The sequence below is a fragment of the Amycolatopsis kentuckyensis genome (assembly GCF_041679295.1).
Lineage (GTDB): Bacteria > Actinomycetota > Actinomycetes > Mycobacteriales > Pseudonocardiaceae > Amycolatopsis > Amycolatopsis kentuckyensis_A.
Window position 1 is genome coordinate 584724 of the sequence record NZ_JBGDMD010000006.1, and the last position, 10854, is coordinate 595577.

At 71.7% G+C, this 10854-nt stretch carries 9 protein-coding genes; 7 read left to right on the forward strand and 2 right to left on the reverse strand.

Annotated elements, in window-relative coordinates:
- Positions 1–52: 52 nt before the first annotated feature.
- Positions 53–1048, forward strand: coding sequence for a DUF3558 family protein (locus ACERZO_RS27975; RefSeq protein ID WP_372667730.1), 996 nt, complete (start codon positions 53–55; stop codon positions 1046–1048).
- Here the strand turns inward: ACERZO_RS27975 and lhgO are convergent.
- Both lhgO and ACERZO_RS27985 read right to left on the reverse strand, forming a co-directional pair.
- Positions 1045–2232, reverse strand: a complete 1188-nt coding sequence (gene lhgO / locus ACERZO_RS27980; protein WP_372667731.1) for an L-2-hydroxyglutarate oxidase — start codon at positions 2230–2232, stop codon at positions 1045–1047. The two genes, ACERZO_RS27975 and lhgO, sit on opposite strands and share 4 nt — an antisense overlap.
- An 11-nt stretch (positions 2233–2243) precedes the next feature.
- The gene (locus ACERZO_RS27985; protein WP_372667732.1) at positions 2244–5357 is read right to left on the reverse strand and encodes a BTAD domain-containing putative transcriptional regulator; all 3114 of its coding nucleotides are present in this window, start codon (positions 5355–5357) and stop codon (positions 2244–2246) included.
- A gap of 127 nt (positions 5358–5484) precedes the next feature.
- Between ACERZO_RS27985 and ACERZO_RS27990 the strand changes: the two genes are divergently transcribed.
- From ACERZO_RS27990 to ACERZO_RS28015, 6 genes are all read left to right on the forward strand, one after another.
- Entirely contained in the window at positions 5485–6618 is a 1134-nt protein-coding gene (locus ACERZO_RS27990) for a DegT/DnrJ/EryC1/StrS family aminotransferase (RefSeq protein ID WP_372667733.1), read from the forward strand.
- Between the two features lie 22 nt (positions 6619–6640).
- On the forward strand, positions 6641–7570 hold the full coding sequence (locus ACERZO_RS27995) for an NAD-dependent epimerase/dehydratase family protein (protein WP_372667734.1): 930 nt from the start codon (positions 6641–6643) through the stop codon (positions 7568–7570).
- Positions 7571–7602: 32 nt separating this feature from the next.
- The gene (locus ACERZO_RS28000; protein WP_372667735.1) at positions 7603–8799 is read left to right on the forward strand and encodes a glycosyltransferase family 4 protein; all 1197 of its coding nucleotides are present in this window, start codon (positions 7603–7605) and stop codon (positions 8797–8799) included.
- A complete protein-coding gene (locus ACERZO_RS28005; protein ID WP_372667736.1) occupies positions 8786–9412 on the forward strand; it encodes an acyltransferase in 627 nt (208 codons plus the stop codon). Before ACERZO_RS28000 ends, ACERZO_RS28005 begins: the two co-directional genes overlap by 14 nt.
- 213 nt (positions 9413–9625) lie before the next feature.
- The gene (locus tag ACERZO_RS28010) at positions 9626–10132 is read left to right on the forward strand and encodes a SigE family RNA polymerase sigma factor (protein ID WP_372667737.1); all 507 of its coding nucleotides are present in this window, start codon (positions 9626–9628) and stop codon (positions 10130–10132) included.
- On the forward strand, positions 10129–10836 hold the full coding sequence (locus tag ACERZO_RS28015) for a hypothetical protein (protein WP_372667738.1): 708 nt from the start codon (positions 10129–10131) through the stop codon (positions 10834–10836). Before ACERZO_RS28010 ends, ACERZO_RS28015 begins: the two co-directional genes overlap by 4 nt.
- Positions 10837–10854: the final 18 nt, after the last annotated feature.

A 10854-nucleotide genomic window follows, 5' to 3' on the forward strand; every position in this document is an offset into this window, starting at 1 on the left:
GCTGCTCCGTTCGTCCCAGTAAGGTCCGGGCCGAACGGGAGGATTCATGCGCATGAAGTGGCAGGTCGCGGCGACGGTGGCGGCCCTGACCGTGGTCTCCGGCTGCTCGGTGGCCGTCAACGGGACGGCGTCGCCGGTACCGGGTCAGGGCCCGATCGTCACGGCCGTCGACGCCTGCACGCTGCTCGACCAGGAGCAGGTCGACGCGCTCGGCTACGAGTCCCCCGGCCGGTCCGTGCCGGAGAACAAGGAGCGGCTGCAGGCGCCGATGTGCCTGTGGAGCAGCAAGGACGACATCGAGCCGTCGGCCACGCTCAACGTCGGCTACACGACGGACCTGGACTTCAACGAGTACATCGCCGGCGCCGTCCCGAAGTCCGAGCCGCAGAAGCTCGGCGGCTTCACCTGGACGCAGTACCCGTCGATCCTCGCCGACGACTGCGTGTTCTACGCCCTACTCGGTGACCAGTCCTTCGCGTTCGTCAGCGTCTCGGGCCCGGAGCTGGCCAAGTCGTGCGAGCTGGCGAAGACCGTGGTCCCGCAGGTCGCGGCCCACCTGCCCGGCGGCCAGGCCGCGCCGCCGATCACCCCGGTCGGGCCGAAGAAGGCGGAGCCGGGCGGGCCGCTGCTGTCGGCCGACCCGTGCGCGACGCTGAAGCCGGACCAGGCGGCGCAGCTGAAGAACATCTCGCCCACCGGTGAGAAGGACAACTCGTCCGCGACGCCGAACGCGACGTACTGCCTGTGGGACGACACCGACGGCGACGGGGGCCAGAAGGCGTTCGAGGTCTGGTTCGGCCCGAGCACGCCGGTGGCGGAGTGGCCAGGTACGAAGGGCGTCAACCCGATCGAGACCGTCGACGTCGGCGGCAAGAAGTGGGGCGTCTTCCCGAACATGGGCGGCCTGCGGGCGACCTGCGGCGCCACGCTGCCGATCACCGAAACGTCGTCGGTGCAGGTGGTCAGCGGGTTCATCGGGGACGACACCAAGACCTGCGACATCGTGAAGCAGGCCCTGCCGCTGGTGACGCCCAACCTGCCGGGTTAGTCCTTCGACACCTGGTCGGCGATGTGGCGCGCGATCTCGAGCGCGCTCGTCGCGGCCGGCGACGGCGCGTTCAGGACGTGCACCTGGTCGCGCGCGGTCTCGATGAGGAAGTCGTCGACGAGCGAGCCGTCACGGCGCATCGCCTGCGCGCGCACGCCGGAGCCGTGGCGGACGATGTCGTCCTCGGTGACGGCCGGGACGAGCCGGGCGAGGCTCGCGGCGAACCGCTTCTTCGAGAACGAGCGCCGCACCTCGTCGAGGCCGGTCGGGAACGCGTACTTCTTCGCCAGCCGCCAGACGCCGGGGAAGGCCGCGACCTCGGCGACGTCCTTCGCGGAGAAGTCTCGCCAGCGGTAGCCCTCGCGGCGCAGCGCGAGCACGGCGTTCGGGCCGGCATGGACGCTGCCGTCGAGCATCCGCGTGAGGTGCACGCCGAGGAACGGCAGCGTCGGGTCCGGCACCGGGTAGATCAGGCCCTTGACCAGGCCACGGCGTTCGGGCTTGAGCTCGTAGTACTCGCCGCGGAACGGCACGATCTTCGCCGACGGCGTCAGCCCGGCCAGCCGCGCGACGCGGTCGGAGTGCAGCCCGGCGCAGTTCACGAGCGCGTCGGCCTGGACGACGTCTTCGCCGGTCGCGACCTCGACCCCGCCGTTCGCCCCGGCGCGGATGGCCAGCACGGGACTGTTCAGCCGCAGGTCGACGCCGGCTTCGTCGAGCAGCCGCACGAGCGCGGCGCAGACACCGGGGAAGTCGATGATCCCGGTGGACTCGACCCGCAGCGCGGCGACGCAGGCCACCTCGGGCTCGTACTCGCGCGCTTCGGCGGGGGAGATCTTCTTCGCGGGGACGCCGTTGGCTTCGGCCCGCTCGGCGAGCGTGTTCAGCGCGGGGATCTCTTTTTCGCCGGTCGCGACGACGAGCTTCCCGCAGACCTCGACGGGCACGCCGTACTGCCGCGCGAAGTCCACGATGGACCGGTTCCCGGCGACGGACATCCGCGCCTTGAAGGACCCGGGCTTGTAGTAGAGCCCGGCGTGCACGACGTTCGAGTTGTGCCCGGTCTGGTGGGCCGCCCAGCGGGATTCCTTCTCCAGCACGGTGACGTCCAGCCCGCGCCTGGTCAGCTCCCAGGCCACGGCCAGACCGACGATCCCGCCCCCGACGACTACGACGTTGCGCACGGTCGACCAGGCTACGCGAGCGGGGAAGGGCCTGGTGAGCCGGTCAGTCCGGCCGTGCTGAGGGCCTTCTGGGTGTTCATCGCCAGCCCCGTCGCGTAGGCGCGCTCGAAACCGGCCGCGCCCAGCGAATCGACCACTCGCGCCCGCACCGAGGACACGTCCGGGTCGCCCGCGATCGACGTCCCGCGCACGCCCGCCGCCGCGCCCAGGAGCGTGGCCGCCTGGTCCGGTGGTACCACTCCGGCCAGGCCCTCCAACGCGAACGCCACCACGTCGCCCGCGTTCCACTGCCGGCCGGTCAGCAACGCCGAGCGGTGCAGCTGCGCCGCTTCCGCGGGACGTCCTTCCGCCACGGCCAGCCAGCCGAGCGAGATCATCGCCATCGCGCGCACCGTCTCCGCCGCGAACGAGCCGCCCCGGCATTCCGCCAGCGCTCGGTCGCACCACGAACGAGCGGTGTCCAGCTCACCCGCCAGCCGGGCCAGGTTCGCCAAGCCGACGTACGCCGCCGCGCGGGTCTCGGGCATGCCTGACCGGCGGGCCGTCGCCGCCGCCAGCTCGTAGTCCGTGCGCGCGCCCGCGGGGTCGCCCGCCAGCAAGCGCGTCCACGCCCGGCGGCAGATCAGGTCCGCCGCGTCGTCCGTCGCGCCGATCTCGTGCATCAGCGCGAGTGCCTCGTCCATCAGCGGGACCGCCGCGTCGTGCTCGCCGCGCCACGTCAGCAGCTGGGACAGGTGATCGAGGGCCATCGACAGGCCCCACCGCTCACCCAGCGCGCGAAACTGCGCCGCGCCCTCGCGCAGGCCTTCCTCGGCGCCGGTCAGGTCGCCGGTCATCATCGAGCGCAGACCCATGCCCGTCGGCAGCAGCGCCCACGCCCAGGCGTCGCCGGCCGCCAGCAGGCCTTCGCCGCGGCCGAGCAGCTCGTCGTCGTCGCCGGGCGGGCCCACGACGACGCCCATCAGCATCACCAGCATCGGGTTCCGGGGCGACCAGCCGCCGTCCGCCGCGTACCGCCGGACCAGCGGCAGGTACTGCTCCAGCGACTCGTCCGCGTGCCCGGACAACGCGCCGAGCACGCACACCAGGAACTCCTCGACGTACTCCTCGCGCAGCTCCGGCGGCGTCCGCGAGACGACCGCCAGCGACAGCCCGGCGCCCTCGAACCGCCGGCCGCGCATCCACCAGTACATCGCCAGGTGCGGCACCAGCCGCAGGGCGAGCACGACGTCGTGCTCGGTCGCCCAGCGCAGGGCGGCCAGGAGGTTGTCGTACTCGGCGTCGATCCGGTCGAGCCATTCCAGCTGGGCCGCGGTCCGCAGCATCGGGTCGGCTTCTTCGGCGAACCGCAGGAAGTACTCGGCGTGCGCGCGGTGGACCGCCTCGGTTTCGCCCGCTTCGGCGAGTTTCTCGGCGCCGAACGCGCGGATCGTCTCCAGCATCCGGAACCGGCCGCCGACGGCTTCGACCAGCGACTTGTCGGCCAGTTCGAGCACCAAGCCGTCGTCCGCGCCGCAGACTTCGGCCGCCGCGGCCAGCGTCGCGCCACCGGGGAAGACCGCCAGGCGCCGCGCCAGTTCGCGTTCCTCCTCGCCGAGGAGGTCCCAGCTCCACTCGACGACGCCGCGCAGCGAGCGGTGGCGCGCCTCGGCCGTCCGGCTGCCGCGGCCGAGCAGCCGGAACCGGTCGTCGAGCCGGGCCGCGATCTCGCCGAGGGCCAGGCTCCGGACGCGGGCCGCGGCCAGCTCCAGCGCGAGCGGCAGGCCGTCGAGGGCCGCGCAGAGGTGCTGGACGTCGCCGACGGTGTCGTCGTCGAGGACGAACGCGGGGTCGCTCGCCGCCGCGCGGTCGGCGAACAGCCGGACGGACGGGTACGCCAAGGCCTCCGCGGCGGGCGTGCCCGGCGGCGGGACGGCCAGGCGCGGCACCGGCGTCAGCTGCTCGCCGGTGATGCCGAGCGGCTCGCGGCTGGTGGCCAGCACCCGCAGGCCAGGGCACGCGGCGAGCAGCCGCGCGGCCAGCCGGGCCGCGACGTCGACGACGTGCTCGCAGTTGTCGAGCACCAGCAGTGCCGAACGGTCGCGCAGCGCCGAGATCAGCCGTTCGGCCGGGTCCTGCGGGCCACCGCGCGAGCCTTCGCGCAGGCCGAGCGCGGCCAGCACCGCGCCGGCGACGGCGGCACCGCTGTGCGGGGCGAGTTCGACGAAGGCGACCGGCCCGGTCTCAGCTGCCGCGACCTCGATGGCCAGCCGCGTCTTGCCGGTGCCCCCCGGCCCGGTCAGCGTCACCAGCCTGCTGCGCCCCAGCAGGTCCGCCACCTGCCGCAGCTCGCCGTCCCGGCCGACGAAGCTGGTCAGCTGCGCGGGCAACGCCGGGATCGCCGGCTTCTCGGTCTCGCCGCGCAGCACGGCGAGGTGGGCTTCGGCGAGGTCTGGACCAGGGTCGGCGCCCAGCTCGTCGGCCAGCGTGCGGCGGGCGTCTTCGAACGCGGCCAGCGCGTCGGCCGGCCGGCCGACGGCGGTCAGCGCGCGGACCAGCTGCGCACGCGGGCGTTCGCGCAGCGGCTGCGCGGCGACGGTCTCGCGCAGTTCGGCGAGGACGTCCTCGGCTCGTCCCAACGCCAGCCGGGCCTCGACGTGGTCGTCCGCGGCGTCGGCCCGCAGCTCGTCGAGCCGGGCGGCCTGGGCCGCGGCGAACGGCGCGCCGGCCACGTCGGTGAACGCCGGCCCGCGCCACAAGGCCATCGCTTCACTGAGGACAGTGGCCGCCCGCGCGTGCTCGCCGTTCTTCAGCAGCAGACGGCCTTCGCGCGCAAGGCGTTCGAAGGCAGCTGCGTCCACTTCGTCCGGTTCGACGGCCAGCCGGTAGCCCGCCGCGGTGAATTCGACCGGAGCCAGGTCCTTCAACGCCGTCCGCAGCCGGGAGACCTGCGACTGGAGGGCGTTCGCCGCGCCGTCCGGTGGGTATTCGCCGTACATGCCGTCGATCAGCCGCTCGGCCGGGACGAACCGCCCGGCGTCGAGGGCGAGCAGCGCCAGCAGCGTCCGCGACCGCGGGCCGCCCACCGCCACCTGCGTGCCGTCTTCACCCCACGCGGCGACGGCCCCCAAGACCCCGAATCGCATGCGCCCAGCCTAAGACGTCCGCCGACCTGCGGAAGTTGTCACTCGAAAGTGGTCTTCGGCGTGGGCCTGTGAATCACCTGAGTGCGCGTATATACACTTCGCCGGGTCCCCACGCAATGGGAGAGGTATGTCGACCGACAGCATTGCCCTAGGTCAGCCGACCGTGGGCGAAGAAGAGCTCGCCGCCGTCGCCGAGGTCTTCAAATCCGGCTGGCTGGCCGGTGCCGGCCCGGCGTGCCGCCGCTTCGAAGAGCGGTTCGCGCAGGTCACCGGGACCGCGCACGCGTTGACGACCGCGAACTGCGGCTCCGCGCTCTTTCTCGGCCTCAAGGTCCTCGGCGTGCAGCCCGGTGACGAGGTCATCGTCGGCGACTACACGTTCCCGGCCACCGGCCACGCCGTCGTGCAGGCCGGCGCGACCCCGGTGTTCGCGGACATCCGCCCGGACGTCTTCAGCGCCGACCCGGCGCACGTCGAAGCGCTGATCACGCCGAAGACGGTGGGCATCCTCGCGGTCGACGTCGCCGGCCAGCCCGGAGACTTCGACGAGTACCGCGCGATCGCCGACAAGCACGGCCTCTGGCTCTTCGAGGACGCCGCCTGCGCCGCCGGGGCGACGTACAAGACGCGCCCGGCCGGCAGCCTCGCCGACCTCGCCGCGTTCTCCTTCCACGGCCGCAAGGGCATCACCGCGGGTGAAGGCGGCGCGCTGGTCTCCGACCGCGAAGACCTCATCGCGCACGCCCGCAAGCTGCACACGTACGGCATCGAGCCGGCGATCAGCCGCGAAGGCTCGAACACGCTGCCCATCCCGGAGTTCCACGAGCTCGGCTACAACTTCCGCATGTCGGACGTGCAGGCCGCGATCATGAACGTCCAGCTCGACCGGCTGCCGGACCTCCTCGCCGCCCGCCGGTCGGTCGCGAAGCGCTACCACGAAGCGTTCGACGACGTCGACGCGCTGACCGTCCCGGTGGAACTGTCCGATCGGGAACACCCGTGGCAGGCCTACCTGCTCACGGTCGCGCCGGAGGTCAGCCGCGACACGCTCGCCCTGCGTATCCGCGAACAGGGCGTCCAGTGCAACTTCGGCACCTACGCCTCGCACCTGCAGCCGATCTACGGTCCCCAGGCGCCGCTGCCCGTCTCGGCGGACGCGTTCGCGCGTCAGCTCGCGATCCCGATGCACGCCAACCTCACCGACGCCGAAGTCACCCGCGTCGGCGAGGTCGTGCGCCAAGCCGTGCAGTCCCTGTCCTGAAGCCCCTACCGAGGAGAAATTGGTGTCCGACAAGAAGGTGCTCTTCACCGGGGGCGGTGGGTTCATCGCCGCGCACGTCATCCCGCTGCTGATCGAGGGTGGCTACACGGTCCGGATCTTCGACAACATGACCCGCGGCGACCGCGCCCGCGTCAACGAGTTCGTCGCCACCGGCCAGGTCGAACTGGTCGAAAAGGACGTCCGCTACGGCGGCGCGGTCCGCGAGGCCATGCGCGGCTGCACGCACGTCATCCACTTCGCGACGGTGTCGATCAACAAGTCGATCGCCGACCCGCACGAGTCGATCGACATCAACATGATCGGCAACCACAACGTCTTCGCCGCGGCCGCGGACGAGGGTGTCGAGCGCCTGGTGTTCGCGTCGACCGCGTCGGTCTACGGCGAGCCGAAGCGGCTGCCGATGCACGAGGACGACGAGCTGCGCCCGCTCACGCCGTACTGCATCTCGAAGCGCGCCGGCGAGGACCTGCTGGGCTTCTACGAGCGCCAGAAGGGCCTGTCCTGGAACGCGTTGCGGTTCTTCAACGTGTACGGCCCCGGCCAGAAGATCGAGGCGTACTACACGTCGGTCATCAACCACTTCATCCAGCGCCTGCGCGCCGGCCAGCCGCCGATCATCGACGGCCGCGGCGACCAGTCGATGGACTTCGTGCACGTCACCGACCTCGCGCGGGCCGTCGTCGCGGCGCTGGAGTCGGAGCGGTCGAACCTGCCCATCAACATCGGCACCGGCATCGACACGTCGATCGCGGCGCTCGCGAAGATCCTGATCGAGGCCGTCGGCGTCGACGTCGAGCCGCTGTTCAACGAGCGTGACGTGCTGGTCTCCCGGCGCGCCGCCGACATCAGCCGCGCCCGTGAGGTGCTGGGCTGGGAGCCGCGGATCACCGTCGAGGACGGCATGCGGGAACTGGTCAAGGAATCCGAGTGAGTGCCACCGCGGGGCCGGCCCGAGGACGTGCGATGCGCATCGCGGTGGTGAACAACTTCTTCCCGCCCCGCGTGGGCGGGAGCGCGCACATGGCGGCGTCGCTGGCGGCGCAGTTCGTGGCGGCCGGACACGAAGTCCTGGCCGTCACGGCGGCCTACGCCGACGCCCCGGCCGAGGAGGAGCGCGACGGCTACCGCGTCGTGCGCCTCCCCGCCGTGAAGATGCCGCAGGTCGGGCTGTCGATCGACTTCGACATGAGCTTCGCGTCGCTGCGGCCGGGCAACTGGCGGCGGCTGTGGAAGCTGCTGGACGAGTTCAAGCCGGACGCGATCCACCTGCACGGCCAGTTCTTCGACCTGTCGTGGCTGGCCGGGATCTGGGCGCGCCGCCACGGCGTGCCGACGCTGCTGACCATCCACACGCTGCTGATCAGCGACAACAAGCTGTACGGCGGCGTGTTCCGGCTGCTCGACGCGGTGCTCGTGAAGCCGATCCTGAAGTACCTCCGGCCTCGCTATGTGATCTTGGACAAGCTGGGCGTCGACTACTGCGTCGAGCGCTACGGCACCAGCGACGCGAACTCGGAGTACTTCCCGATCGCCGTCGACACGGGCCACTTCGCGAAGCCGGTGACGAAGGACGTCCGCGCGGAGCACGAAATCGGCGACGCGCCGCTGATCGTCTCGCTCGGGCACGTCATCCCGCTGCGCAACCGGCTGCCGCTGATCGAGGCGCTGCCGTCCATTTTGGACAAGCACCCCGGGGTCCGGGTGGTCGTCGTCGGCCGCGTGTACCACGACGCGTTCCTCAAGCGGGCGGCCGAACTGGGCGTCTCGGACGCGCTGGTGGTGACGGGCGCGGTGCCGAAGGCGGACGTCCCGGCGTACTTCGCGGCGGCGGACATCGTCACGCACGACCTCAACGGCGGCTGCGGCACGGCGTCCCTGGAGGCGATGCTGTCCGGGACGGCGACGATCGCGTCGGTGACCGAGGACAACTACCCGGGCATCGAGCTGCGCAACGGCGAGAACGTGCTGCTGGTGCGTCCCGACGACGCCGAAGCCGTGGCGCGCACGGTGATCGAACTGCTCGACGACCCGGAGCGCCGGGCCGTGATCGCGCAGCGCGAGAGCGAGATGGTGCGGTCGAACTTCGGCCTCGACGTCGTCGCGGAAGAACACCTTCGCACGTTCGAAAAGCTGGTGTCGGAAGCCGATGTTCTTCGATGACGAGCGCAGCCACCGGCTGCGCCCGCAGATCCTGACCGAGCTCGTTTCGCAGTACATGAACGACGCCGAGCGGGCGCAGTTCTACGGGCTGCCGTCAACGTGCCGCGTGCGCGAGCGCGTGAAGATCATCAGCCCCGAGAACCTGAAGATGGGCGACCACTGCTGGGTGGGTGAAGGAGCGGCGCTCGACGCGAGCGGCGGCCTCGAGATCGGCGAGCACACGAGCATCGGCCTGAACACGCTGATCTTCACGCACTCGAGCTGGCTCGCGAACATGACGCTGCAGAACCATTCGGGCAGCGACCTGATCGAGCGCAAGCCGGTGAAGATCGGCAAGGGCTGCTTCATCGGCGGCCTGGTGGTGATCATGGCCGGCGTGACGATCGGCGACTTCGCGACGGTGCAGCCGAATTCGGTGGTGGCCAAGGACGTCCCGCCGCGGACGTTGGTGGCGGGCAACCCGGCGCGGGTGTTCCAGCGGTACGACGAGGAGTACATCCAGTCCGAAGTGGACCGGGTCCGTGCGGAGAACGCGCGTCGCCGCGAGATCGCGGAGGAACGCGGCGGCGACGCCACCGGCTGGGGCGCGCCCTCCGGAGACTTCTCGGAGTGAGTGGATGACGGCAGCGCCGGCGTCGTCGCCGGCGCCGCCGTCGGGGGACCGCCCGACCATCGGCGGCGAAGTCCTCGCGCACGGAGGCGCACGCTGCACAATCTAGTCGCTAGTGACCCAGCGCAAGATATCGATTACACAACGTTCGCAAGATCGAGAGGCAACCTTTCCGGGGCCCGGCCGTCGCTGAACTAGGACGGAACGAGGTGATCCATGGCGCGCGGCGACGACGAGTTCGCGGACTTCGTGCGCGCCTCATCAGCGCGGCTCACCCACGCCGCCTACCTGCTCACCGGTGACCGCCACCAGGCCGAAGACGCCGCCCAGACTGCTTTCACCCGCACCTACGCCGCCTGGGCGCGGGTCCGCCACAAGGACGCCTACGGCTACGCCCGGACCGTCCTGGTGAACCACGTCATCGACGGCTGGCGGCGGCCGATCCGCGAGTACGCCACCGAGGCCATGCCCGAGCGGCCGGACCGGCTCGACGTCGACAAGGCCGTCACCCAGCGCGCGTGGCTCACCGCCGTCCTGCGGACGCTGACCGACCGCGAACGCGCCGTCGTCGTGCTGCGGCACTTCTTCGACCTGCCCGAGGCCGACGTGGCCCGTGAGCTCGGCGTTTCGCTCGGTACCGTGAAGAGCACCAACTCGCGGGCGCTGGCCAAGCTGCGGGTCGAGGCCGGCGAGGACACGCTGATCGGGGGGAGCGGGCGATGAACGATCTCGACGACTTCCGCGCCGCCCTCCGGCAGCCGCTCGACGAGCCCTTCGCCGAGCCGGACCTCGCTGCCATCATGGCCGGCGGCACGCGCCTCCGACGCCGTCGCCGGGTGCTGACCACCACGGCCGGGCTCGCCGCCGCGGCCGTCGTCGTGCTCGTCTTCGTCTTCGCCGTCCAGCTGCGGCAGCCCGCGCCCGCGCCGGTCGCGCAGCCACCGGCGCCGGTGCCGGCCACCTCGACGGCCGGCACGCCACCCGCGGAGCAGCCGATCGGCGACGTCATCGGCACCGGGATCCAGACGGCGGCCGGCGAGATCGTCTTCTTCGCCCGCGCTGTCGACCTGCCGGAGCGGCCGGACATCCACTTCGGCGTGGTGGCCGGCTTCCGCTCGGGCACGTCACTGCGGGCCGCGCTGGCGACGAACGAGTTCCGCGGCTCCGACCGGTCGTTCGGCTTCCACGCCACCGACGGCGGTGAGGTGATCGGCAACCAGGTCATCCCGGTCTTCGGCTACTTCGCCGGCCCGGCGGCGAGGATCACGACCACGGTGCACGGCCGGACCGTCGAAGCGCACCTGGCCAAGTGGACCGCGGACCCCACCGTCGTCGTCTTCTGGTTCCACCCCGACTCCGTGCCCGACTCCGCCTCCCTGACCCCGCTGATCGCCTACGACGCGGACGGCAAGCGGCTCACCAAGTAGGCGGTACCCGCCGGCACC

Excerpts from the sequence above, each read along its gene's own strand:
- ACERZO_RS28015 (WP_372667738.1), top strand. The coding sequence starts at position 10,129 with ATGAACGATCTCGACGACTTCCGCGCCGCCCTCCGGCAGCCGCTCGAC.
- ACERZO_RS28010 (WP_372667737.1), top strand. The coding sequence starts at position 9,626 with ATGGCGCGCGGCGACGACGAGTTCGCGGACTTCGTGCGCGCCTCATCA.
- ACERZO_RS28000 (WP_372667735.1), top strand. The coding sequence starts at position 7,603 with ATGCGCATCGCGGTGGTGAACAACTTCTTCCCGCCCCGCGTGGGCGGG.
- ACERZO_RS27985 (WP_372667732.1), bottom strand. The coding sequence starts at position 5,357 with ATGCGATTCGGGGTCTTGGGGGCCGTCGCCGCGTGGGGTGAAGACGGC.
- ACERZO_RS28005 (WP_372667736.1), top strand. The coding sequence starts at position 8,786 with ATGTTCTTCGATGACGAGCGCAGCCACCGGCTGCGCCCGCAGATCCTG.
- ACERZO_RS27975 (WP_372667730.1), top strand. The coding sequence starts at position 53 with ATGAAGTGGCAGGTCGCGGCGACGGTGGCGGCCCTGACCGTGGTCTCC.
- ACERZO_RS27990 (WP_372667733.1), top strand. The coding sequence starts at position 5,485 with ATGTCGACCGACAGCATTGCCCTAGGTCAGCCGACCGTGGGCGAAGAA.